This window comes from Flectobacillus roseus (genome assembly GCF_030056595.1).
Classification (GTDB): domain Bacteria; phylum Bacteroidota; class Bacteroidia; order Cytophagales; family Spirosomataceae; genus Flectobacillus; species Flectobacillus roseus.
In genome coordinates this window covers 80,369-104,793 of sequence record NZ_JASHIF010000025.1, presented here as the reverse complement: position 1 = coordinate 104,793, position 24,425 = coordinate 80,369, and the positions used below count along the sequence as shown (strand labels likewise).

Annotated in this window: 18 protein-coding genes; 11 read left to right on the top strand and 7 right to left on the bottom strand. The window is 38.3% G+C overall.

Annotation, left to right across the window (positions count from 1 at the left end; translation table 11 throughout):
• Window positions 1-34 precede the first annotated feature (34 nt).
• The 5 genes from QM524_RS22935 to QM524_RS22915 all read right to left on the bottom strand — a co-directional run bounded on the left by QM524_RS22935 (window position 35) and on the right by QM524_RS22915 (window position 5,893).
• Window positions 35-394, bottom strand: a complete 360-nt coding sequence (locus QM524_RS22935; RefSeq protein ID WP_095161271.1) for a cupin domain-containing protein — start codon at window positions 392-394, stop codon at window positions 35-37.
• Between the two features lie 139 nt (window positions 395-533).
• The gene (locus tag QM524_RS22930) at window positions 534-2,249 is read right to left on the bottom strand and encodes a GMC oxidoreductase (RefSeq protein ID WP_283346402.1); all 1,716 of its coding nucleotides are present in this window, start codon (window positions 2,247-2,249) and stop codon (window positions 534-536) included.
• Between the two features lie 176 nt (window positions 2,250-2,425).
• Window positions 2,426-3,034 carry a gluconate 2-dehydrogenase subunit 3 family protein gene (locus tag QM524_RS22925; RefSeq protein ID WP_283346401.1) on the bottom strand — a complete coding sequence of 203 codons (609 nt, stop codon included), beginning with the start codon at window positions 3,032-3,034 and terminating at the stop codon, window positions 2,426-2,428.
• Between the two features lie 413 nt (window positions 3,035-3,447).
• Window positions 3,448-5,169: a GMC oxidoreductase gene (locus QM524_RS22920; protein ID WP_283346400.1), complete on the bottom strand. Its 1,722-nt coding sequence runs from the start codon at window positions 5,167-5,169 to the stop codon at window positions 3,448-3,450.
• Between the two features lie 193 nt (window positions 5,170-5,362).
• Window positions 5,363-5,893 (bottom strand): gluconate 2-dehydrogenase subunit 3 family protein, encoded by a 531-nt coding sequence (locus QM524_RS22915; protein WP_283346399.1) that lies wholly within the window; start codon window positions 5,891-5,893, stop codon window positions 5,363-5,365.
• Window positions 5,894-6,265: 372 nt separating this feature from the next.
• Here QM524_RS22915 and QM524_RS22910 point away from each other — a divergent pair, with 372 nt between their 5' ends.
• From QM524_RS22910 to QM524_RS22870, 9 genes are all read left to right on the top strand, one after another.
• On the top strand, window positions 6,266-7,792 hold the full coding sequence (locus tag QM524_RS22910; RefSeq protein WP_283346398.1) for a serine hydrolase: 1,527 nt from the start codon (window positions 6,266-6,268) through the stop codon (window positions 7,790-7,792).
• Window positions 7,793-8,306: 514 nt separating this feature from the next.
• Complete coding sequence (gene ilvD, locus QM524_RS22905; RefSeq protein WP_283346397.1) at window positions 8,307-9,983, top strand: dihydroxy-acid dehydratase; 1,677 nt, start codon at window positions 8,307-8,309, stop codon at window positions 9,981-9,983.
• A 234-nt stretch (window positions 9,984-10,217) separates the two neighbouring features.
• Window positions 10,218-11,513: a hypothetical protein gene (locus tag QM524_RS22900; RefSeq protein WP_283346396.1), complete on the top strand. Its 1,296-nt coding sequence runs from the start codon at window positions 10,218-10,220 to the stop codon at window positions 11,511-11,513.
• A gap of 68 nt (window positions 11,514-11,581) precedes the next feature.
• The gene (ilvB, locus tag QM524_RS22895; protein ID WP_095161263.1) at window positions 11,582-13,327 is read left to right on the top strand and encodes a biosynthetic-type acetolactate synthase large subunit; all 1,746 of its coding nucleotides are present in this window, start codon (window positions 11,582-11,584) and stop codon (window positions 13,325-13,327) included.
• A 102-nt stretch (window positions 13,328-13,429) separates the two neighbouring features.
• Window positions 13,430-14,452: an acyltransferase family protein gene (locus QM524_RS22890; RefSeq protein WP_283346395.1), complete on the top strand. Its 1,023-nt coding sequence runs from the start codon at window positions 13,430-13,432 to the stop codon at window positions 14,450-14,452.
• 41 nt (window positions 14,453-14,493) lie between these two features.
• Complete coding sequence (gene ilvN / locus QM524_RS22885) at window positions 14,494-15,027, top strand: acetolactate synthase small subunit (RefSeq protein WP_095161261.1); 534 nt, start codon at window positions 14,494-14,496, stop codon at window positions 15,025-15,027.
• A gap of 115 nt (window positions 15,028-15,142) precedes the next feature.
• The gene (ilvC, locus tag QM524_RS22880; protein ID WP_095161260.1) at window positions 15,143-16,186 is read left to right on the top strand and encodes a ketol-acid reductoisomerase; all 1,044 of its coding nucleotides are present in this window, start codon (window positions 15,143-15,145) and stop codon (window positions 16,184-16,186) included.
• A gap of 528 nt (window positions 16,187-16,714) precedes the next feature.
• Entirely contained in the window at window positions 16,715-17,977 is a 1,263-nt protein-coding gene (gene ilvA / locus QM524_RS22875) for a threonine ammonia-lyase IlvA (protein ID WP_283346394.1), read from the top strand.
• A gap of 50 nt (window positions 17,978-18,027) precedes the next feature.
• The gene (locus QM524_RS22870) at window positions 18,028-18,699 is read left to right on the top strand and encodes a DUF3267 domain-containing protein (RefSeq protein ID WP_283346393.1); all 672 of its coding nucleotides are present in this window, start codon (window positions 18,028-18,030) and stop codon (window positions 18,697-18,699) included.
• A gap of 188 nt (window positions 18,700-18,887) precedes the next feature.
• Here QM524_RS22870 and QM524_RS22865 read toward each other — a convergent pair whose 3' ends face one another.
• The gene (locus QM524_RS22865) at window positions 18,888-19,823 is read right to left on the bottom strand and encodes a hypothetical protein (RefSeq protein WP_283346392.1); all 936 of its coding nucleotides are present in this window, start codon (window positions 19,821-19,823) and stop codon (window positions 18,888-18,890) included.
• Between the two features lie 50 nt (window positions 19,824-19,873).
• A complete protein-coding gene (locus QM524_RS22860; protein WP_283346391.1) occupies window positions 19,874-21,637 on the bottom strand; it encodes an ABC transporter ATP-binding protein in 1,764 nt (587 codons plus the stop codon).
• Between the two features lie 516 nt (window positions 21,638-22,153).
• Between QM524_RS22860 and QM524_RS22855 the strand changes: the two genes are divergently transcribed.
• Window positions 22,154-22,747, top strand: coding sequence for a M15 family metallopeptidase (locus tag QM524_RS22855; protein WP_283346390.1), 594 nt, complete (start codon window positions 22,154-22,156; stop codon window positions 22,745-22,747).
• Between the two features lie 160 nt (window positions 22,748-22,907).
• Complete coding sequence (locus QM524_RS22850; RefSeq protein WP_283346389.1) at window positions 22,908-24,371, top strand: TolC family protein; 1,464 nt, start codon at window positions 22,908-22,910, stop codon at window positions 24,369-24,371.
• Window positions 24,372-24,425 lie beyond the last annotated feature (54 nt).

Genomic DNA, 24,425 nt, shown 5'->3' with positions numbered 1-24,425 from the left:
GAAATCGACAATCACAAATCCAAAAATCGAATAATTATTCTTCTCTGTTTACGGTATCAATTGAAAAGGCTGGCAGACATACGCTCCAGTATTCACAAGCCTCCTCAAAAGGGTTACTATATCTAACTCTACTTCCCTTTGTTATCAAGATACTTTGTCCTGCCGAAATCTCTATTACTTCGCCATCAACTTCAATCAGTTTTTTCCCTTTACTTACCAAAGTCCACTCGTCGAAAGCTGGATTTTGATGTGGCTCACTCCAACCAGATGGAGCAATCATGCGTGCAATACTGATATTTTCTTGTTGAGTAGCAACTCTTCCGAAATGTTCTTCGATGAGTTTACCGTCTGTAGTAGGCACTACAAAAGGTTTAGTTTGATGAATGTAACTCATATTGTTATTTTTTAGAAATAGAATCGAAACCCTAAGATTTGAGCAAAAGTACAAATTTAAGCTTTAGCACTGTGGGGCTATAAAACAAAAACGCCTCTTTCGAGGCGTTTTTGCAAAGATATGAATACACTTGTGGGTATTACAAGTTTTTCTTTTTCAATTCACTTACAGCGAAATCTGCTGCACGAGCAGTCAATGCCATATAAGTTAACGATGGGTTTACGCAAGAAGCCGAAACCATGGCAGCACCGTCTGTAACAAATACGTTTTTCACAGCGTGAACTTGGTTGTGTTTGTTCAATACCGAAGTTTTAGGATCACGCCCCATACGAGCAGTACCCATTTCGTGAATACCCAAACCGATGTGAGTTGATTGGCTATTGTAAGTACTGATATCTTTGAATCCTGCTGCTTCCAACATTTCAGCAGCGTCGTTCATCATATCTTCACGCATTCTCAATTCGTTTTGTCCAAATTCAGATTCGAATGAAAGTACTGGCAAGCCCCACTTGTCTTTTTGGTCACTCAAGGTAAAGCGGTTGTTTTCATTTGGAAGAATTTCGCCAAAACCACCAAAACCAATTGTCCAAGTACCTGGTTGAGTTAAATCTTCTTTGAAAGAAGCACCGAAACCATCCATACCAACACCACGACCCCAACCTGCACGACCTGCACCACCTTGGTATCCAAAACCACGAAGGTAATCACGCTTGTCTTTACCCCAGTTACGGAATCGTGGAATGTATAAACCACTTGGACGATTACCGAAGAAATAATCATCTTTAAATCCTTCTACTGTTGCATTAGCACCTACTCCTAGGTGGTGGTCCATGATGTTACGGCCTAATTGGTCGCTATCATTACCCAAACCATTAGGGAAACGATTTGATTTTGAGTTCATCAAAATTGAAGCAGATGGAATAGCACCAGCATTCAAGAAGATGATTTTTGCATAGTATTCAGTAACAGCCAATGTATTTTGGTCGATTACACGAACACCTTTTGCTTTTTGTGTTTTATCGTCAAAAATTACTTCAGATACAATAGCATTGTGAACCATTACTAAGCGTTTTGTACGAGCTGCGGCTGGCAAGGTAGCTGATAATGAGCTAAAATAAGCACCATAAGGGCAACCACGCATACACTTGTTACGGTATTGGCAAGAACCACGACCTATTGCTGTATGTTGTGCTCCAGGTTTAGTCAAGTGCGCTACACGACCAATAGTAACAGGACGACCTAATTTATTTTTCACAGCATTTTTGAAATGTGTCTCAGGAGCTGTCATTTGCATAGCTGGTAAGAAATGACTATCTGGTAATACATCCAAACCTTCTGCTTGACCAGAAATACCAGCAAATTTCTCTACATAAGTATACCAAGGAGCAAGGTCTTCATAACGAATTGGCCAATCAATACCTACCCCTTCTTTTAAGTTAGCTTCAAAATCAGCTTTGTTCCAACGATAAGACTGACGTCCCCACAACAAAGACTTACCTCCAGTGTGATAGGCACGAATCCAGTCAAAACCACCTTTTTTCTCGATATAAGGGTTTTGCTTATCGTTTTCGAACAAATAGCGGTGCTCTTCGTTGGCAGTATAGCCAGTACGCATACCAGCCCAATACTCTTCAGCAGCCATGTTTGTTGGACGACCACGGTGAGCAAAATCCCAAGGGTCTTTCAAAGCTGTTTCGTAACCTTCTATATGTTTGATTTCGCGACCACGCTCAAGTACTGCTACTCTCAAACCTTTTTCTGTTAATTCTTTGGCAGCCCAGCCGCCCGAAATACCAGAACCAACAACAATTGCGTCGAAGGTTTGGTTTTTAACTGCATCTATATTAAGATTCATTGTATGTCTTCTATAAGTATTGAAAGAAATTAAATAAGTGAGTAAAATGAAATCTATTTTACCCGCATTAGGCTGTATGCTTTAGGCAGTAAACGTAAATATTTAACAAGATTTTACTCCATTTTTGATACTTACGACTTCTTTCCGAAAGCCTAATATGCCATCTTGCATTGTTCTTAGTAAGCAAAAGCTTTTTGTCCTGGCTTCAATTTGATACTTTCAAATTTACCCGGGATTGGCTCATACACAAATGAAGCTTTCAAGCCTTGCTCGGAAGTATAATATCCAGTCAAGGTAAGCTCCTTCATTAAACGCCAGAAAGGAACACCTGTACTTGCATCATCCATAGTTTCCTTATCTACGTTATCACCAACTTTTACTTGCTTCACATTGTATTGTTTCATCAACTCTTTGGTATCTGATTCAAGCTGTTTCAATGTTGCAATTTGTTGATCTTTTGATTGAGCTAAGAAGTTTTTCTTTTCTAAATCAGATACACCCGCCAAGAAGCTTTTATGCTCTGGTGCTTTGTAACAATCATTCAACATCATTTCAATGAATGCTGGAACTCCTGCATCTTTTGCACCCGGAGTGCTTGTTCTTGGAATGATATGCTCGGCTACTTCTGCTACTATTTTACGCTGAGTATCATTGAGGCTAAACGACCCAAGCGCCATAGAAGTGTTTTTAGCTTCACCTGCTCTGCTCATTGCCAAAAGGGTTGGTGCCGAAAGCGTCCCTCCTATCAATAAGGCAACTTTTGAGAGTGCGTCTCTTCTGTTCATTTTAAATCGGGATTTTGATATAGTATTTATAAATTAGTTTTTGTTCTTCCAACATACCGATGAGTTATATTGTTTTAAAACTCATTGTATCTTATTGAGAAAATAAAGATATTATATTTATCATTCAACGCCAAAGACAAAACTTTATTTGAAAAGTTTTATTTTTTGCGAGTTTAAAGATAACCAATATTCGGCAATACTTTGCAAGGAATTGCCATGGAAATATCGCATTTTACCCTCAATGATGAGGTAAAATAGGGGTATTTTGTCTTTAGGAAAAATCTTTTCTCAAATGTTCAGAGAAAAAAGTCATTCACAATACCCCAACAAAAATCCCCAATACCTTGAACGATATTGGGGACTAGGATAAATAACATACGGATTTTACGAAAAACAAAATCTAATGCTTTATTCTACAAATTTTGCTTCTTCAATTCGTTTACAGCAAAATTAGCAGCACGAGCAGTCAAAGCCATATAAGTCAACGATGGGTTTACGCAAGACGCCGAAGTCATACAAGCACCATCAGTTACAAATACGTTTTTGATGGCATGCAATTGGTTGTTGCCATTTACTACCGAAGTTTTAGGGTCACGTCCCATACGAGCTGTTCCCATTTCGTGGATAGCCATACCTAAATATGAACCTCTATCATACGTTTTTACATTTTTAACCCCAGCAGTTTCTAGCATTTCTTTCGCATCGTTCATCATATCGATACGCATTTTCTTCTCATTTTCTTTCAACTCTGCATCGAATACCACTACAGGAATACCCCATTTATCTTTCGTAGTTTTATCAAGATACATGCGGTTTTCATGATACGGAAGTGTTTCGCCAAAACCACTCAAGCCCATCGTCCATGGTCCGATACCACTTGCTTGTTCTTTGAAATCTGCTCCAAAACTCAATTCTGATACATTGCTAGCCCATGCGCCACGACCGCGACCGCCACCGCCTTGATAGCCAAAGCCACGCAAGTAGTCACGCTTGTCGCTACCGATGTTGCGGTAACGAGGTACATAGATACCATTGGCACGACGACCATAGTAATAGGTGTCTTCGTCGCCTTCCCATGTACCCGATGCACCCACACGGAAGTGGTGATCCATCAAGTTATGACCTAATTCCCCTGAATCGTTGCCTAAGCCATTTGGAAAACGGTTAGACGTAGAGTTCAACATCAAAGCTGTAGTTCCTAAAGCTGACGCGCACAAGAATACAACTTTGGCGAAGTATTCGGTTGTTTGCATAGTCACAGAGTCAATTACTCTTACGCCCGTTGCTTTCTTTTTATTTTCGTCATACAAAACTTCACTTACAATCGAATCTGGGCGAAGTGTCAAACGACCTGTTTTCATACAAGCTGGCAAGGTCGAAGATTGTGTACTAAAATAAGCTCCATAAGGACAGCCCAACGAACATTTGTTGCGATACTGACAACCCGTACGACCAACACCCAACTGCGCCTGAGCGGCCTTAGATAAGTTGGCAACACGTCCGATAGTCATCACACGTCCTGGGTAATTTTTTTCGATACGCTTTCTTACCTCCTTTTCCACACAATACATATCCATTGGAGGCAAGAACTCGCTATCTGGCAATTGTGGCAATCCAAGTTTTTCACCCGAAATACCTACAAATTTTTCCACATAAGAATACCAAGGAGCTACATCTTTGTAGCGAATAGGCCAGTCTACAGCAATACCGTCTTTTAGGTTTGCTTCAAAGTCGAGATCACTCAAACGATATGATTGACGTCCCCACATGATAGATTTACCTCCTACGATATTAGGGCGATACCAGTCAAAACGTTTTTCTTCTTTATATAATGAGTCCGCATCGTTGAACCAGTATTTCTCCGTCATTTCATTGTACGGATAATCACGTATCAACTTTGGGTGTGTTTCCTTTTGCTCTACCGTAAGGCGACCATTGTATTTGGATTCCCAAGGGTCTTTCATGGCATTTTCATAACCCGTAACGTGCTCTAGGTTTTTACCTTTTTCGAGCATCAATACGCGCAAGCCTTTTTCGGTAAGTTCTTTGGCAGCCCAGCCACCTGTAATACCCGACCCAACTACAATAGCGTCGTAGGTATTGCCTTTTACGGCATCTATATTTAAGTAAGACATTGTTCTGATTAAGTTAAAATAGGAAACGATAAGTAATTGGGCAAAATTAGATTTAAGTTTTGAGTTTAGGCACTAGGCAACAGGCACTAGGCAAAGAGTATTTAATTGTTTTTTAATGTCTTTACCGAATGCCCAAAGCTGAAAGCCGAAAGCTCAAAGCAACATCTTAAATTTTATTTTGAGTAGTAATTTTTTACAAAGCCCAAGCTTTTTGACCAGGTTTTAGAGGAACACAACCCTCAAAGCGCCCAGGAATTGGAAGATATTCTAAAGCTTTAGTAGCGCCAATTTCTGAAGTAAAGTATCCTGTTACAGTCAACTCTTTCATTTTCAAGAAAAACGGCTTGTTGTCTACAGTGGTTTGCTTCACAATTTCGTTTTTCTGTGAGGTATCTAAATCACTGAAACCTTTGCCAAATTTGGTTTTACTATCGGCATCTAGTTTAGACAAACCTTCGTAAAATGACTTTTGCTCTTCTTTAGTATAGCAATCTCTTACTACACGTAGGATAAATTTCTCTACTCCTGCAGCTTTTGCTCCCGGCGTATTGGTTGTAGGAATAATAATGTCTGCTACTTCGGCCAACAGGGATTCTTGGTCCAAAGTCACTCTAAGGCTCTCACCTGTATAGGTTTTTTCGCCCATTACACCAGCCATCACTGGAGCAGATATAGCACCTCCTAAAAGGATGGCCACATGCTGAAGTGCATCTCTACGGTTCATAGTTTTACAAATTAATAAATTGAATAGTTGAGTTTGATTTGTATTTGAGAACTGCCTTGACCTAGCAGCTTCTGGTCATTGGTAAGTGCGTTTTGAAAAATTCTAAACTTTAGGATGTTACCTAAATCACCCTCCTGAAAGTCTTCGAATACATCTATTTTTTCATTAAAACAGACAATTTTGTCGATTAATCAAAGTTATTGAATTTCTTTCAGAAATAGCACCTTTCTTGTGTGGTCAAAGTATCATTTCGATACTTTTTACTACCAATCATGTCAAATATTCGACATATATATGAAATTATTAGCCCAATTAAAGAGGGACTCGTAAATTTAATATACTCTTTACAAGTAAATTAATTGATAATCAAGCATGAAAAAACTTCTTTACTCCATCGTACTTGGAATTATACTCTCATTTATAGGGCAAGTTTCCTACGCCCAAAAAGTTTCAAAGCTAAGCGAAACCGAATTGGCCTTGCACAATATGCAGGGAAAAATTTATGGTTGGATGACAGAATGGAAAGTACCAGGATGTGCAATCAGTATCGTAAAAGACGGTCAGGTGTTATGGTCTGTAGGCCTAGGACAAAAAAATACTACAACCAAACAAACTGTTACCCCTCAAACCCTATTTCCTATAGCCTCATGTAGTAAATCTTTTACGGCAGCAGCTATGGCTATTTTGGTAGATGAAGGAAAAGTAGACTGGAACAAACCCGTCAAATACTATTTGCCAGACTTTGAATTAAATGATACAGAAGCTGAGCACACTGTTATGGTAAAAGATTTGCTTTCGCACAGAACAGGCTTGCCTCGTCATGATTTTGTATGGCTGTACAGCTCGCTTGATAGAAAAGCAATTTTTAAAAGTTTAAAATATCTTACACTTAGTAAAAAGCCTTACGAACAGTATCAATACAACAATTTGATGTATATGGTAGCGGGAGTTTTGATAGAAAGAGTCAGTGGCATGACTTGGGAAAAATTTGTAGAAGAGCGCCTCCTCAAACCACTCAAAATGAATCAAACGGTATTAACCTACCCTGAATTATTCAAATCTACCGACTATGCCAAGTCATATCGCAAACAAGAAGAGCAATTAGTAGAGGCTGGTTTTGGAAGCAATGTAGATGCCATCGGACCAGCAGGTGCTGTAAAATCTAATGCCGAGGATATGAGTCATTGGCTTTTGATGCAATTACAACAGGGCAAATATGAGAGCCAACAGATTATTTCTAGTAAAAGCCTAAAAGAAAATCATATCCCTTTAACCGTGGTATATCCAACCGAAGCCAAATATCCCGAATTAGGGTTTACGACTTATGGAATGGGATGGAACCAAAATGTTTATCGTGGAGCTCAGAGGCTCCAACATAATGGTTCGATTGAAGGGTTTCGTTCGCAAATGACGCTTTTTCCCAACAATAATATAGGCATATTTATTACTACCAACAGCAGTGCCGCCGATTACTACTTCGTCAATGTTGTGACAAACAGCCTTACAGATATGCTTTTTAACCTTCCTGAAATAGACTGGGATAGTCGTATGAAGCAGGAAAAAGCTGACGCAGTTTTTGCAGAAGAAAAGAAAATGAAAGAGCAAAATGCCAATAGAATATTGTTTGCATCGATGTCACACAACATTGATAATTACACTGGAATTTATGAACATCCAGCTTATGGAATCTTGCAAATTTACAAATCTGATAAAGGGCTTATGGCCAAATATCATAACCAAACAATAGAATTAGTTCACTTTCATTATGATTACTTTTTAGGAAAAGATATGCTCGACAATATGCCAATTCAATTTATGACCAACTTCAAAGGTGCCATTGATCAAGTACAAATTGACTTCCCTAATGCAGGAATTATCCAGTTTTTGAAGAAGCAATAAATTACCCAAAAACAATAGCGAAATTTCGCTAAATACATTTTGTGTAATTTTTTCGATAAAAATATTATTTCAAAAGAGGGAATCGAAACAGAATTTTATACTATAAATTGAAAAAAAACTGTTTTAAATCACTAAAAATGAATCAAAATTCCCAAAATTAAAATTGGCATAAGTATTTATTACTAAAATTTTATTTGGCATTTTCTTGCATTTAAAAAATATACCTCTGTATATTTGTAAAGTACTAACAAAAACACTAGCGAAATTTCGCTAATTTTTTATGAAAGTTTCTGGATTTGTAAATATCATTCTCGTTCTCGTGATTCTCTGCTGTGAAGTGTGAGACGGGCTTTTATGTATATAATTGAAAAGACCTTTCTCACACACTGAGAAAGGTCTTTTGCTGTCCAGAAATATCGAACTTAAAATAAGTCAAAAAATAGAAGAATAATACAAACCCTCTGACTCGTGTTTTCTATCCTGTCGGGCAGAGTCTAAAGCATCTTTTCAAGTTATGGAACTGAACAAATTCTCAAAAACACTGACTCAAGAAGTAACCAACCCTGCAGCCAAAGCCATGCTTTATGGAATTGGTCTTACTAGCGAAGATATGCAAAAAGCACAAATCGGTATTGCTAGTACAGGTTATGAAGGAAACACATGTAATATGCACCTAAACGGATTGTCGGTACATGTGAAAAAAGGTGTTCAAGAGAACGGAATGGTAGGTTTGATTTTCCATACAATTGGCGTATCAGATGGTATGACCAACGGTAACAACGGGATGTCATACTCATTGCCATCACGTGATTTGATTGCAGATTCGATCGAAAACGTAGTAGGTGCTCAATGGTATGATGGCGTGATTGCAGTAGTAGGTTGTGACAAAAACATGCCAGGAGCCATGATGGCATTGGCTCGTTTGAACCGCCCAGGTATGTTGGTATATGGTGGTACAATTCGTACTGGAGAATATAAAGGTCAAAAATTAGATATCGTTTCGGCATTCGAAGCTTTGGGTAAAAAATTCGCAGGCAATATCTCTGACGAGGATTATGAAGGTGTTATTCGTAACGCTATCCCAGGCGCTGGTGCTTGTGGTGGTATGTACACTGCTAACACGATGGCATCGTCGATGGAAGCGATGGGTTTGACATTGCCTAACTCTTCTTCATACCCAGCTACCCACGAAGGCAAAAAAGCTGAATGTTTGGCTATTGGTGCAGCGATGAAAAACTTATTGGAGCAAAATATTTGCCCAAGAGATATCATGACTCGTAAAGCCTTCGAAAACGCGCTTACCATGGTAATGGCAATGGGAGGCTCAACAAACGCTGTATTGCACTATTTGGCAATCGCTCGCGCTGCTGAAGTTGAATTTACGTTAAAAGATATTCAAGCTATTTCTGACCGCACTCCGCTAATTGCAGATTTGAAACCTTCTGGTAAGTATTATATGGAAGATATGCTTTCAATCGGTGGAGTACCAGCATTGATGAAATACTTGTTGAAAGAAGGATATTTACATGGCGATTGTATGACTGTAACAGGCAAAACAATTGCTGAAAACTTAGCTGATGTTCCTGAATTGGATTTTGATTCACAAAAAATCATTTTGCCATTAACAAGCCCTATCAAGCCAACAGGTCACTTACAAGTATTGTATGGTAACCTAGCAACAGGTGGTGCTGTAGCAAAAATTACGGGTAAAGAAGGTGAACGTTTTGAAGGTATTGCTAAGGTTTGTGAGCGTGAAGAAGAAGTAATCGAATACTTATCAAAAGGAGAAATTAAAGAGGGTCAGGTAGTAGTAATCCGCAACGAAGGTCCTAAAGGTGGCCCGGGTATGCCAGAAATGTTGAAACCAACTTCGGCTATCATGGGTGCAGGTTTGGGCAACAAAGTGGCTATGATCACAGACGGTCGTTTCTCAGGTGGAACACACGGATTCGTTGTAGGTCACGTAACACCAGAAGCACAGGTAGGTGGCAATATCGCATTGGTAAAAGATGGCGATTTGATTACGATTGATGCAGTTAATAATGTTCTTCATTTACACGTATCTGACGAAGAATTGGCAGAACGTCGTAAAAGCTGGGCTCCATCTGAATCACCATTCAAACAAGGTGTTTTACGCAAATATGTGAAAAACGTAGCCTCAGCAAGTGAAGGTTGTGTAACAGATTTATAAATAGTTAAGCCATTGGACTCAGCTATATCCAATGGCTTACTTTTCCAATAAAAGCTAGTCGTAGGCTTTTATTAAGCTTAAATACGATAACACCTTGAAAACTAAAAGACTGTAAGCTATTTTACTCGACGAGTATGAAAGATCTGTAAATGAAGGTATACAGATGACATATTCAATGTAGAGTTTACAGCCTTTACCTTCATCCACATCACTAACACGATACAATTAAAATTTATGAACCTTGGTAATAAGGGGCAATGGCAAACATCAAACCTAAAGTGGTGGAGTGTATTGCTGATTTTGCTCCCAATCTTGCTCTATTACACATGGGTTTGCTTTTGGGGAATCGACTGTCCACAACTAGACGATTTCGCTGTATTGACCACAATAGTTGATATTAACAAAGCTATAACCCTAAAGGAGGAATTAGAAATCTGGTTTACTCCGCACAATGAACATAGAATCGTATTTACAAGGCTAATCTTTTGGTTAGTGGGTACAACAGACAATGGAGCTGTTGATATATACAAAGTTTTATTGATTGGTAATCTTACTTTAGTAGGTCTTGCTAGTATTTTTTATCGAGTAATTGGTCATATGCAACAATCTTGGGTTTATGCATTTGCCATTAGTTGTATGTTATTTCAGATGCAGTATTTCGAAAATACATTTTTCGGGATGGCTGCTGTCCAAAACCTAGGAATCTATTTTTGGTTAGGTTTGAGTTTTTGGCAACTAACACAAGTTGCAAAACAACCTAAGCAATTACTTTGGGCTTTTGTATGGGGCTTTTTTGCCACATTTACTTCAGGGAATGGATTGGTAGTGTTTCCAGCAGGAATCTTTATTTTATGGTTTTTGGAAGCAAAAAAGATGATTATTCCTTGGGTATTGTACGGTTTGATTATTACAGGATTGTATTTACACAATTTACCTCATCAAAATAGCATCAACAATTTTGTTCAATTATTTGAAGGTTCAATGGGATATCTAGGAGGCTTTGTGGGTACCACTATCAGTGCTCAAATACCTATTCTACTCGGTGTTCTCATGTTGTTTGTAGGGGTTTTGTTAAATCTCAATCTAGTATTCGTTAAGCAAATCCCACTTCATGTACGTTCAAAGCAAGTACAAGTGTTTTTGTTAGCATTTTTTATTGCTCTTGTAGCGACGAGTTGTATGGTAGGGCTCAATAGAGATATCATATCAGCCATTTCAACGCCAAGATATAAAATTGGTTCAGCCGTTTTCGTTTGCTTGATTACCCTAATGATCGCAAATATTCAGATGAACCCACGATTTAGTTTCTTGATTGGTGTAGGTTTTGCCTTCGCCTTCAGTCTATTTTGTTTGATGACTTATTATAAAATGACTCCAGTAGTAAAAGCTAATCGAGCCGTTTACCAAAATAATATTGACGCATTTAAACGCAAAGTTACTGGCCAAGAACATCCTCCTATTCTTTTTGAGAAGGAATGGTATGAAGTCTGGAAAGCAGGAAAATGGGATTTTCCTGAAAATAAGAACTAAACAAAACCACAAAAACGAGAATTAGCATTCAACTCTTCGGAGTTCAACATTTTAATTACAAAAATCGCATGGCAGCACAGACACAAACCATGACCGCAGAACCCAAAGCAAAAGAAACAGAACAGTTTCTTACGGGCGCGCAGGCCATAATGCAATCTTTAGTCGAGCAAGGTGTTGATACAATCTTCGGCTATCCGGGTGGCGCCATCATGCCTACTTATGATGCGCTTTATGATTATCAAGATAGACTCAAGCACATTCTGGTGCGCCATGAGCAAGGTGCAGGTCACGCAGCACAAGGTTATGCTCGTATGACAAACCGTGCAGGTGTCGCAATGGTGACTTCTGGTCCGGGAGCAACTAACCTCATGACTCCTATTGCTGATGCCATGCTAGACTCTACCCCAATGGTTTGTATTGTGGGTCAAGTAAAAGGCAATTTGTTAGGTACTGATGCTTTCCAAGAATGTGATATCATTGGTATTTCAATGCCTATTACTAAATGGAACTACCAAGTGGTAGATGCCAACGAAATTCCAGAAATTATTGCAAAAGCATTTCATATTGCAGAAGCTGGTCGTCCAGGTCCTGTATTAATTGATATTACTCGTACAGCACAAACTGATAAAATGACGAAGCCTTTCCACTATCCAAAATCAGTGGATATTATTAGCTATCGTCCTCGTACTGTACCTAAGCAAGAGCATGTTGAGGCAGCAGCCAAATTAATTAATGCAGCTCAAAAGCCTTATATCTTGGCTGGTCATGGAGTACTGTTGGCCGATGCTCAAGATGAGTTAAAAGCGTTTATTGAAAAAACTGGAATTCCTGTAGCGACAACGTTACTAGGTATGTCAGCTGTTGATGCCGACCACCCTTTGTATGTAGGCTGGCCGGGTATGCACGGTAATTACGGAGCAAACGTATTAACGAATGAATGTGATGTACTTATCGCTATTGGGATGCGTTTTGACGACCGTATTACAGGTGATTTGAATACTTATGCGAAGCAAGCTAAAGTAATCCATATCGAAATTGACCCTGCAGAAATCAATAAAAACGTATTTGCCGATGCACCAGTTGTGGGCGATGCGAAAGAAGCTTTGAAAGCGTTGATTCCTTTGGTAAACCAAAACTCTTTCCCTGAATGGCGTGCTGAGTTTGCTAAATACGATGCTATCGAATACGAAAAAATCACGAAGAAAGATATTTTCCACGACGGCGACCAAATCAAAATGGGTGAAGCAGTAGTAATGCTTTCTGAGAAAACAAAAGGTGAAGCTGTTACAGTTACTGACGTTGGTCAGCACCAAATGATTTCAAATCGTTATTATCGTTTCAAAAAGCCATTCTCAAGTGTAACTTCAGGTGGTGCTGGAACCATGGGTTTTGCACTTCCAGCGGCATTTGGTGCTAAAGTTGGTGCTCCAGACCGTGAAGTAGTAGCAATTATCGGTGATGGTGGTTTCCAGATGACTCTTCAAGAATTGGGAACAATTGCTCAAAGTGGCTTACCCGTTAAAATCATCATTCTGAACAATAACTTCCTTGGAATGGTACGCCAGTGGCAACAGTTATTCTTCGACAGACGCTATTCATTTGTAGAATTACAAAACCCTGATTTTATCACGATTGCAAAAGGATTTGGTATTGCAGGACACACCGTTTCTGATCGTGCTCAACTTTCAGAATCACTAGACACTTTGCTCAACTCAGACAAGCCTTATTTGCTTGAAATTATCTGTGAAAAAGAAGAAAACGTGTTCCCAATGGTACCAGCTGGTACATGTGTTACTAATGTAATTTTAGAGTAAAAGAAGTGTTACCACTTCTTTTACTAATATCATATTTCATTAAAGTACAGGCTATTTGTATATTTGAAAATTAAATAGTAAGTCCATTTAACAACTGTATAAATGAAATTTGAAAGTCTAAGAGAACAAGTTTCTAATAAAAGTCAGATACATTCTGTGCAAATGCTGAGAGGAATAGCGTGTTTAGCAGTGTACTTTGTTCATTTTTTTTCAGAACAAAAATTACTTTCAGCAAGCAAATTATTAGTAAAAGCATCAGAATATGGATACTTAGGCGTTCAAGTTTTTTTTGTGATTTCAGGGTTTATCATACCACTATCTATGTATAGAAACAAGTATGATATTCAAAACTTTGGTAATCTTTTCAAAAGACGACTCGTTCGAATTGAATTACCTTATGTGGCTTCGATTGCATTGTTAGTACTTTTAAAACTTATAACACATTTCGTATATGAGGCATCCCAACGACTTGATATCGATTGGTCAACTGTCTTGCTCAATATAGGATACCTAAATGTGTTTTGGGGTAAAGAGTTCATTAACCATGCATATTGGACACTGTTTGTTGAATTACAATTTTACTTATACATAGGATTGTTTCTCGGATTAATAACGAACAAAAACTTTTGGATTAGGCACGTTGCATATTTGCTACTATTTGGACTTAATTATTGGTGGGTTGGGAGCTTATTTTTTCACTCTCATATCCTCATATTTATGGTTGGCATTTTTGCTTTTCAATATGTAATCAAGGTTATAGAATTGCCCGAATTGTTAATTAGTAGTGCTTTTGTATTAATCCTAAATTATTACTGGCTCAGCCAAATCTTACATTTAGATACGGCTATTCCAATTACATTAGCAACAATCTTTGCCATCAGTTTTATTTTTTTTATAAAAAAGCAAATAAGTGTCTTAGACTTTTTAGGAAAAATCTCTTTCTCTTTATATCTAATACATGTACCAGTTACAGTTGCATTATTGCCGATTTTAGAGCCATATATCCATAGACCAAGTTTAATCCTAGTATACAGAATAGGCGTTTTAATTAGTACAATAGGTATAGCTTATATCTACTATCGAATTATAGAAAAGCCAGCTATGAGTCTTTCTCGTAAAGTTTAAAATAGACTTACTTAGCTAAAACATTTGACTAGCAATAACTCATGAAAACAACATACACGTTATCCATATTTACTTCCAATACCATCGGTTTGCTCAACCGTATTACGATTATCTTTACTCGTAGACGCTTGAACATCGAATCGTTGACCGTATGTGAAACCGAGCGCGTAGGTGTATCTCGTTTTACTATCGTTATCCGTCACGATTCGCGCGAGGCTGTTGAAAAACTCGTTCGCCAAATCCGTAAGGTAGTCGATGTATTAGCGGTATTTGGATACCTTGACCACGAAATCGTTTTCAACGAAATCGCCCTTTTCAAAATCGCAACACCACTAGGGGGTACTCCTTTGAACATCAAAGAAATCAACCTCGACTGGAATGCAAAAGTTGTACACTGGGGTCTTGATTATGTAGTAATCGAGAAAAATGGTACAGAACAAGAAATCTCAGAATTTTATGAATATATCAAAAACTGGGAAATTCTTGAATACTTAAAATCAGGTCGTGTGGCTGTTGGTAAAACAGAAAAAGGCTTGGTAGAATACCTTCCAGAAGGCAACTGGGAAGTGGTGTAAGTTAGGAGTGTTGAGTTGTGAGTGTTGAGTATCTATCTTCCAACTTCAATCATCCAATATTTATCATTTGTAAATAATTTTCAGTAAAACATAATTCCAAAAAACAAATCAAATCATGGCACAAATTAATTTTGGCGGAGTGGTAGAGGATATCGTGACTCGTGAGGAGTTCCCATTAGAAAAAGCAAGAGAAGTATTGGCTAATGAAACTATCGCTGTAATTGGATACGGTGTACAAGGTCCTGGTCAAGCTTTGAACATGAAAGATAACGGCTTGAACGTAATCGTTGGTCAACGTAAAGGTAAAACTTATGACAAAGCTGTAGCTGACGGTTGGGTTCCAGGTGAAACTTTGTTCGAAATCGAAGAAGCTTTAGAAAAAGGTACTATCATTTGCTACTTGCTTTCAGATGCTGCTCAAATCGAATTGTGGCCAACTGTTAAGAAATATTTGACTGCTGGAAAATCGTTGTATTTCTCTCACGGATTCGGTATCACTTACAAAGAGAAAACTGGTATCGTTCCTCCTGCAGATGTTGACGTATTCTTGGCAGCTCCTAAAGGTTCAGGTACTTCTCTTCGTCGTTTGTTCGTAGAAGGTAAAGGTTTGAACTCTTCTTTCGCTGTTTACCAAGATGCTACTGGTAAAGCTCGTGAGAAATGTATTGCTATGGCTATCGGTGTAGGTTCAGGTTATTTGTTCGAAACTGACTTCTACAAAGAAGTAACTTCTGACTTAACTGGTGAGCGTGGTACTTTGATGGGTGCTATCCAAGGTATCTTTGCTGCTCAATACGAAGTATTGCGCGAAAACGGTCACTCTCCATCTGAAGCATTCAACGAAACAGTTGAAGAGTTAACTCAATCTTTGATGCCATTAGTAGCTGAAAACGGTATGGACTGGATGTACGCTAACTGCTCTACAACAGCTCAACGTGGTGCTTTGGACTGGTGGAGACCTTTCAAAGAAGCTACTAAGCCTGTATTCGCTCAATTGTACAACTCTGTAAAAACTCAAGCTGAAGCTGAGCGTTCTATCACTTTGAACTCTCAACCTGACTACCGCGTGAAGTTGGAAGCTGAATTAGAAGAGCTTCGTGAGTCTGAAATGTGGAGAGCTGGTGCAGCTGTACGTAGCCTTCGTCCAGAAAGAAACTAGTTCTTTAATTTGAGGAATTTGAAGGCTTAAAATCTTCATTATTGTTCAAACTGGCTATAACAATGAGTGAGTAATGGATTGCTATCTATTATTCACTCATTTGTGTTTTAGAAAAGCACGAAAGTTATTGTTAGTAGTAGGAATACAATCAGAAGGAATTCTAACTATTGCGGATTGGGGATTTCTGATTTCGGAAATAAAGTAAAAGGCCTTTATTTTTTACAAAATTTAGCACCTTACAATTCCGAAATCCAACATCCGATATCCGATATCCGAAATAGGTACTTCGTTCACTGCTAATTCATGATTCACCATTCAGTCACTTAATGATGAGTTGTGAATGATGAATTGTGAATATAAATCTAATAATCAACGACTTACATTCACAATTCATCATTCATAATTCACAATTGTTCTCTCATTATCCCCCATATTTAATCTATCAAGTAAAAGAATTTATTAAATTGATACTGTTGAAGTCTAACCGATACACTGTTAACTGATAATCTTTTACCTACAACAATTTTTATGAATACACAAACAGCACAATTTCCTTCGCTCGAGAGCATCTATGATGCGGCAGAATGCCTCCGTGGCGTGGCATCGCACACGCCATTGATGGAAAATCTTATTTTGTCAGAACGTTATCAGGCTAATATTTTCTTGAAACGCGAAGACCTACAAATTGTGCGTTCTTACAAAATTCGTGGAGCCTACAACAAAATGGTAAAGTTGTCGAAAGAGGCTCTCAATAAAGGTGTTGTATGTGCCAGTGCAGGTAATCATGCTCAAGGTATGGCCTATGCTTGCCATAAAATGAAAGTGAAAGGCACCGTATTTATGCCAACCACAACACCAAACCAAAAGATTAAATCTGTAAAAATGTTTGGTCGTGAACATATCGATATTCAGTTGGTTGGCGATACCTATGACGATGCTTCCAATGCGGCCAAAATCTACTGTGAGGAACAAAATGCTACTTACGTGCATCCATTCGATGATATGGACGTTATTGCAGGACAAGGCACGGTTGGTTTAGAGATTTTTAAGGATGCAGATGTCAAAATAGATTATATTCTTTTGGCTATCGGTGGCGGTGGTGTTGCGGCTGGCACATCTACGGTATTTAAACAACTTTCTCCACATACCAAAATCATTGGGATTGAGCCACAAGGGGCACCATCTATGAAAGCAAGTATCAATGCTGGGCATGTGGTAGAATTGGAAACGATCGACAAATTTGTGGACGGAGCAGCTGTAAAGCGTGTAGGCGATAAAACCTTCGAAATCTGTAAGCAAACCCTCGATGATATCATTGTAGTACCTGAAGGAAAGGTATGCACCACTATTTTAGAATTATATAACGAATCGGCGATTGTAGCAGAGCCAGCGGGTGCTTTGACAATTGCTGCTTTGGATTTTTTACAAGAAGAAATAAAAGGTAAAAATGTAGTATGCTTGGTGTCGGGAGGCAACAATGATATTACTCGTACCGAAGAAATAAAAGAGCGTTCTTTACTTTACGAAGGATTGAAACATTACTTTATTATTCGTTTTCCGCAACGTGCTGGAGCATTGAGAAATTTCCTTAATAATGTTTTAGGTGAAAACGATGATATTACCCATTTTGAATACCAAAAGAAAACCAACCGTGAGTCTGGACCTGTTTTGCTGGGCATTGAGTTAAAATACAAAGAAGATTTTGACCCTCTTCTTATGCGTATGGAGGAAAATAAAATCCAATACCAATTACTCAACGAAAAACCAGATTTATTTACATTTTTGGTCTAATCGTACTTATTATCTTGTCCAATTATAAACTCATAACTTGTATAATCCTTATGGCTCAACGTCCAACACCCGAAGAATTACAAAACAACAAGGAGTTTGAATTGATAGATGCTTTTCATATTGATGAAATGGGGACATTCTTGGCAAGAGAGATGAGTGCAGGAACAGATACCAGCACCGATAGACCTCTTTCAAGATATCTTCCTTTGGTGTTATTGATGCTTTTAGGAGCTTTGGTAGGATACGGCTTAGTGAGCATCATTCCAGCAGCATTTAGAGGTGAATGGCATGGATTAGGTTCACTGTTTGGCGGAGTTTTGCTATTTTTTATATTATTGTTGCCCATACATGAGCTTATTCATGGAGCTGTATTTAAAATATTAGGCGCACCAAAGATAGGTTTTGGTTGGAGTTGGAAAGGCATGATGGCGTATGCGTATGCTCAGAAATTTGCAATAAATCTCAAGGAGCTTATTTGGTTAGCCATTATGCCTTTTGCCATTATTACTCCTTTATTGATAGCTTCTATTTTTCTTTTTCCCGCTTGGCAATTTACGACTATCCTCTTATTGGCGCTTCACACCATGGGCTGCATAGGCGATTTTATGTTGATAAAATATGCGCTACGAAACAAACATCGCGAAATATACACCTACGATGATATTGAGGAAAAAGGCGAGTCGTATTTTTATGAAAAAGTAGCGGAAAAATACAAATATTAGCATTGGGCTATCGGCTTTCAGCATGGGGCTTCGGGCCATAATCCGTAGGCTTAAAGTAAAAAAACTTCTTTGAATTCATGAGGAATATTTTTGCCGAAATCCCATTGCTAAAGACCGAAAGCCCATTGCTGAAAGTCGAAAGCCAAATTGTGCTTGCCTAATGCCTACGGCTTATAGCCTAGCGCATATTAATAATTACTCAAAAACTGCACGACATATTCCCTTGATTTGAGCACTTGCTTATGAAACTCTAATTGTTTGGTTGCTTTTTTAATGGAATTCATTTCAGTAATAATACTAATATCCATCGTTTTGTAATTGCCTTTTCCAAACTGCCAATACGCCCCTGTTTGAATATCTTTCAATTCTTTTTCCAAAAACAAAATCTGCTTAATCAAAATCTTGTTATAACGCTTGAGTTGTGGTTCGACAAAAGTCTGAGGCTTTTCTTGTTCCGTAATCAGCGTCATTCGAAGCTTCAATAATTCATAAAGGTCGTTTTTGGAATAAGCCTCTGTAATTAAGTGCATCAATTTAGTTTTACGAAGCTTTTCCTCCTCGTCTGATTCCAAATCTGGGTGAAACTCCTTTACCAATTCCATATAAATCGAACGAGCGGTTTTGTTGGTAATGGGTGGTAAAGTTTCTTCAACTTGCTCAAAAATGCGGTTATCTTGTTCGTTCCATTCTTCTGGAATATCCTCTCCATCTTCTTCTTCCTCAACAGGCATATCTATTTCCTGAGAGTCTGATACCAGATATTCTTGGTATTTCTCGTACAAAGGTTGTAAATGTTGTAATCCCGAAGCCAATAGCTGACTGACCATGGTGGCAATATAAAAGCCTAATTTGTAGTTTTCTTCTTCCGATAATTGTCCATAATGGGCATCCAAAATCAAGAGCATATCTCCCAATCGTTGGTTATATTTTCGGTGCAGAGGAGCAATATCTTTGGCAACTTGAACTTCTACAGCACGCTCAAAGGCTTTGGCTTCGGCAACTTCTACTTTTAGCGCCTCCAGACGTTTGAGGTTTTGGACAAATTGCTTTTGTAACTTACTGGTAACTTTATCAAAGGTTTGGGAGGCAATCAAACCTTCATAACGGGTAATGTGATTGGACATGAATTTGGGATATAATAAATTAGGGTGCCGATTTCGACACCCCCAAGGTTTTATTCAATTTCTATACTTTCTTTTTCGCCTACTTGCTGACGCCACATCGCATAGTAGAGTCCTTTTTTCTCTAATAGTATTTGATGCGAGCCGTATTCAACAATTTTTCCTTTTTCGAGTACAAAGATATTATCTGCGTGCATAATAGTGCTCAATCGGTGCGCAATCAAAATAGTGAGATGCTCGCCGTGAACAGATACCTGACGAATCGTTTCTGAGATTTCTTCTTCTGTTAAAGAGTCAAGTGCAGAAGTAGCTTCGTCAAAAATCAATAAATGTGGATTACGTAATAAAGCTCTGGCAATACTTAAACGTTGTTTTTCACCACCCGATACTTTTACTCCTCCCTCTCCAATGACTGTGTCGAGACCTTTGTCGGCACGGGCTAAAAGTGGCTCGCAAGCTGCCTTTTTCAATACTGCCAAACATTCTTCATCGGTGGCATTAGGATTTACAAAAAGTAAATTTTCACGAATTGTACCCGAAAATAATTGCGTATCCTGAGTCACAAAGCCTATTTTTTCTCTTAATTGATCAAAATCTATCGTGCGCCCATCATGACCATTGTACAATATTTGACCATTTTGAGGTTTATACAGACCCACAAGCAATTTTACCAAAGTACTTTTTCCTGAGCCCGAAGGACCTACAAAAGCGATAGTTTGCCCTGCTGCTGTTTGAAAGCTTACCTCACGAAGTGCATTTTTAGATGCTGACTGATGTTTGAACGAAACGTTATCGAAAGCCAGTGATTTGATACTAGGAATAGGCTGTGGAGATGCTGGTTTTACTTCAACAGGAATATCGAATAAAGACTCGTAGTTTTGTAAAGAAACTTGTGCTTCACGATAGGTATTGATCACATTACCCATTTCCTGTAATGGACCAAAAATAAAGAATGAGTAAATATTTAAAGAGAAAAACTGACCAAGGGTGATATCTCCACGATAAATCAAATACATCATGATAAAGGTCAAAATTACTCGAAGTAAATTAACACTTGTACCCTGAATAAACATCATACTACGCACATAACGCACTTTTTTGAGTTCAAGTCCTAAAATCTTTTGCGTCGTGCTATTGAGGTGATTGATTTCTTGTTGCGCCAAGCCCAAAGATTTTACTAACTCGATATTGCGTAATGATTCGGTAGTAGAGCCCGCCAAAGCTGTAGATTCCTGAACGATTGACTTTTGAATTACTTTTACTTTTTTACTTAATAACGAACTAATCCATCCAATAAGAGGGCCAATTGTTAAGAACAATGGAACAATTGACCAGTGCACCGAAACGGCATATATCGTTACAAATACCAAGGCAACTAAACTCTGGAAAAAGATATTAATACCCGACGAAATAAGCTTTTCTACATCGACTCTTACTTTTTGAAGTTTGCCAAGTGTTTCACCAGAGCGTTGGTCTTCAAAGGTTTCATACGGCAATTCGAGTGAATGACGAATCCCATCGGCGTACATTTCGGCACCGATTTTTTGAGTAATCGTATTGATAAAATAATCTTGGAAGTTTTTGGCTACTCTCGAGACAAAGGCTACCCCAACAGAGGCACCGAGCAATGGTAAAATAGCTCCTACAAAATCCTGAAATGTACTGTTTTTGTCCGTAAACTTAGTAGCCACATTGTCGATAATATGTCTAAAAATCAGCGGGTCTAACAGTGAAAAAACTTGATTAATAATTGCCAGCAATAGCGCTAGCCACACCGTTGTTTGGTATCGTTTAAGATAGGGTAATAGTATTTTCATGGTTTGATATGAGCGATTGTGAATTGGAGAATAATATAAAATTAAATTGCACTATTGAGTTTCGGTTTTCAGGTATCGGCTTTGGGCGGTGAGCTTTGGATAAAAGCATGTCTACAGGCATTAAACTCTTTGCCTTGTGCCTATTGCCTAAACACATAACTAAGGTGTACATTGGTCTAGGTCAGTAGTAGACTTTGACTAAGAGTTAACCATAAGGTTTTTAAAATAGTTCTGTAAAAATATCTAGACTTAAAAAATGATAGCAATTAAGATATTGAAAGCTATTAAAATAAATTTTAGTAACATTGTAATTTAGTAAAGGCTTTTACAAAAGCCTTTATCAACCTTACTTTTGGTGAATCGGTGAAAGTAGTATGAGCTCCCTCATCCGCTTTTACTCTTCCTTTTCAATTGATTATGAAGAATCTCCTTACATGTTATATATTATTTCTGCTTACTATTGGTATTGCACTCAGTCAGGAAAAAAAGTTTTCTCCATGTGATTATGAGCAAAAAATGAAACAACAAGGCTTGGTCAATGTCAAAAGTCTCGATCCTAGCATTGCTGTTTTACTCAAGTATTCCACGACTGACAATTTTGTTAAAAAGGATGTATATGGCTGCATGACGGCCTGCTATTTACAAAAAAAGCCTGCCCAAATGCTAGCAAGAGCCAACGCCATTTTGAAAAAAAAACATCCAAACTATCGTTTATTGGTATATGACGGCGGACGACCTTTTGCGATTCAAAAAATTTTATGGAATAGTCTTTCTCAATACCCGCCACACCAGCGAGAAACCTACGTGGCAAGCCCAAGTCAAAAATCAATCCATAATTATGGTTGTGCTGTCGATTTGACGATTACTACTAGCAAAGGAGTACCCTTAGATATGGGAACGCCTTTTGATTTTTTTGGCAAATTAGCCTATCCAAGTCACGAAGAATATTTTCTGAAAAACAAGCAACTTACTGCTCATCAGGTGGCTAATCGACGTCTTTTGAGAAGCGTAATGCAACAAGCTGGATTTATGCCTATTAAGTACGAATGGTGGCATTTTAATGCCCTTGCACGAAGTGAAGCCAAACAGGTTTATCAGATAATTGAATAAAAATAAGATTGGGTCTATACGAAAACAAACCACTAATCCTTACGCACTAACCACTTATCCAAAATCACTTCACGACTTGATATTTCATTCGTAGTATTGGTTATTCAAAAAACTCTAGGGACTATATCGAGAGCGAATACTCAAAACTATCAAACGAAATATGAAATCAGGCGTTTACAGACTTTTAGTGGGAGCTGCACTTATCGCTGGGACACAAGCTCAGGCGCAAACCGCAGTAGAGGCTCCTAGTTCAAAAGGCCCAAAAATCACTCTACAACAGGCGGTAGATATTGCACTTCGCAACAATATCTCTGTAAAGCAGTCAGAAATACAGCTTCAGAACGCCGTGTTGAATTATCAACAAGCTAAAAATAACCAGCTTCCTGGTGCCAATGGTACCGTAAGTGAATTCTTCAACTTTGGTCGAAGCCTTGACCCATTTACCAACACTTATGTAGCTCGAAATATCAACTACAATAGTTTGGGCGTAAATGCTGGGGTGACGGTTTTTAATGGAAATCTCCTTAAGAATACAATTGCACAAAACGATTTGCTGGTAAAAGCCAACCAGTTGGATATGCAGGCCATGAAAGAGAATATTTCGATGCAGGTGGTTTTAGCCTATTTGAATATCCTCAATGCCGAAGACCAATTAACTATTGCTCAAAGCCAGACCGCTATTACCAAACTACAAATTGAGCGTACTGAAAAATTAGTTCGTGCGGGTTCTTTACCTCAGACCAATTTACTGGATCTAAAAGCTCAGGTTGCCAACGAAGAAACTACTGTTGTCAACAATCAAAGCACCTTAGATTTGGCAAAACTTAATTTAGTACAGCTACTTAATGATAAGGAGTTCTCAAATAATGTCAATCTAGATAGAATTTCGGTACCAACACCATCTACAACAGCTTACGAAGCGCCTGTAGACCAAATCTATCAAACGGCCGAAGGAACTCAACCAACAGTAAAGGCTTCGGATTTGAGAGTAAAAAGTGCTGATAAAGGAATTGAAATTGCAAGAGCTAGCTTTCTACCAACGATTAACCTTTCAGCTTCGACAGGTGCCAACCAGTCAAATGCTCAAAAAATCTATAAAGTAGACGGTACCAGTCAGCAAAATTTAGGAACGGTTAGTTTTAATGGACAAGATATTCCGTTGGTTGTAAATACACCACGTACTGTTGAGGCAGGAACGGTTGGTTATTTCAAGCAACTAGAAAATACTTTTAACTATGCCTTCGGAGCGAGTGCTAATATTCCAATCTTTAGCCGTTTTGCTAACAAAACTCGTGTGAGCCAAGCCAAATTGCAAAAAGTAAATGCTGAACTGGAGGCACAAAAAACACGCTTGACTTTGCGTCAGAATATCGAGCAAGCTTACACCAATATGTCAAATTCGGCGAAAAGATATGAAGCATTGACGGTACAAGTAACTGCTTTGGAAGAGTCGTTCCGTGCTGCAGAAAGTCGTTTCAATGCAGGAGCGATTGATTTTGTAAGCTACAACTTACAAAAAACCAATTTGGATAAAGCAAAAGCAAACCAAATTCAAGCCAAATATGACTTTATTTTCAGAACGAAAATATTAGACTATTACCAAAATAAACCGCTCACATTTTAACCAAACACTCGATTGAATGTAAAACCTTGAAAAACTATGATGTTTCATCGTTTT

What these genes read in the sequence shown, in the direction of transcription:
- QM524_RS22935 (WP_095161271.1), bottom strand. Translation starts at nt 394, where the DNA reads ATGAGTTACATTCATCAAACTAAACCTTTTGTAGTGCCTACTACAGAC.
- QM524_RS22930 (WP_283346402.1), bottom strand. Translation starts at nt 2,249, where the DNA reads ATGAATCTTAATATAGATGCAGTTAAAAACCAAACCTTCGACGCAATT.
- QM524_RS22925 (WP_283346401.1), bottom strand. Translation starts at nt 3,034, where the DNA reads ATGAACAGAAGAGACGCACTCTCAAAAGTTGCCTTATTGATAGGAGGG.
- QM524_RS22920 (WP_283346400.1), bottom strand. Translation starts at nt 5,169, where the DNA reads ATGTCTTACTTAAATATAGATGCCGTAAAAGGCAATACCTACGACGCT.
- QM524_RS22915 (WP_283346399.1), bottom strand. Translation starts at nt 5,893, where the DNA reads ATGAACCGTAGAGATGCACTTCAGCATGTGGCCATCCTTTTAGGAGGT.
- QM524_RS22910 (WP_283346398.1), top strand. Translation starts at nt 6,266, where the DNA reads ATGAAAAAACTTCTTTACTCCATCGTACTTGGAATTATACTCTCATTT.
- ilvD (WP_283346397.1), top strand. Translation starts at nt 8,307, where the DNA reads ATGGAACTGAACAAATTCTCAAAAACACTGACTCAAGAAGTAACCAAC.
- QM524_RS22900 (WP_283346396.1), top strand. Translation starts at nt 10,218, where the DNA reads ATGAACCTTGGTAATAAGGGGCAATGGCAAACATCAAACCTAAAGTGG.
- ilvB (WP_095161263.1), top strand. Translation starts at nt 11,582, where the DNA reads ATGGCAGCACAGACACAAACCATGACCGCAGAACCCAAAGCAAAAGAA.
- QM524_RS22890 (WP_283346395.1), top strand. Translation starts at nt 13,430, where the DNA reads ATGAAATTTGAAAGTCTAAGAGAACAAGTTTCTAATAAAAGTCAGATA.
- ilvN (WP_095161261.1), top strand. Translation starts at nt 14,494, where the DNA reads ATGAAAACAACATACACGTTATCCATATTTACTTCCAATACCATCGGT.
- ilvC (WP_095161260.1), top strand. Translation starts at nt 15,143, where the DNA reads ATGGCACAAATTAATTTTGGCGGAGTGGTAGAGGATATCGTGACTCGT.
- ilvA (WP_283346394.1), top strand. Translation starts at nt 16,715, where the DNA reads ATGAATACACAAACAGCACAATTTCCTTCGCTCGAGAGCATCTATGAT.
- QM524_RS22870 (WP_283346393.1), top strand. Translation starts at nt 18,028, where the DNA reads ATGGCTCAACGTCCAACACCCGAAGAATTACAAAACAACAAGGAGTTT.
- QM524_RS22865 (WP_283346392.1), bottom strand. Translation starts at nt 19,823, where the DNA reads ATGTCCAATCACATTACCCGTTATGAAGGTTTGATTGCCTCCCAAACC.
- QM524_RS22860 (WP_283346391.1), bottom strand. Translation starts at nt 21,637, where the DNA reads ATGAAAATACTATTACCCTATCTTAAACGATACCAAACAACGGTGTGG.
- QM524_RS22855 (WP_283346390.1), top strand. Translation starts at nt 22,154, where the DNA reads ATGAAACAACAAGGCTTGGTCAATGTCAAAAGTCTCGATCCTAGCATT.
- QM524_RS22850 (WP_283346389.1), top strand. Translation starts at nt 22,908, where the DNA reads ATGAAATCAGGCGTTTACAGACTTTTAGTGGGAGCTGCACTTATCGCT.